The 313-nt window shown below is 57.8% G+C and carries 1 protein-coding gene; it reads right to left on the bottom strand.

The annotated features are described in order from the left end of the window. The coding region (locus NE473_RS30835) for a ZIP family metal transporter (RefSeq protein ID WP_502802864.1) at window positions 1–313 on the bottom strand (313 nt) is incomplete at both ends.

Raw genomic sequence — 313 nt, 5'->3', positions numbered from 1 at the left:
GCCGCGGAAGAATGCTTTACCGGTAGAGAGACCTTCCTGACGCAGCGGAAGGGAGATTGCCGCACCTTCCGGGAAATTCTGAATACCAATACCGATGGCGAGAGCCAAGGCTGCGGTATAGAGCGCCGGATCATTGCCGTGCTGTGCAGCCAGTGCAAAGGACAGGCCAACCGCCATGCCTTCCGGTTTGTTGTGCAGCGTAACCGCCATGACTAACAGGGTAGTCCGCTTCCAGCTGGAAGAGACGCCCTCCGACTCGTTACAGCCCGGATTGCTGCAGTCCGGATGAAGGTGGGTGAGATATGTATCGAGG

This window comes from Hungatella sp. SL.1.14 (assembly GCF_024460495.1).
In the GTDB taxonomy this organism is placed as follows: domain Bacteria; phylum Bacillota; class Clostridia; order Lachnospirales; family Lachnospiraceae; genus Hungatella; species Hungatella hathewayi.
Note: the sequence above shows the minus strand (reverse complement) of the source record. Positions and strands in the feature narration are given on the sequence as shown.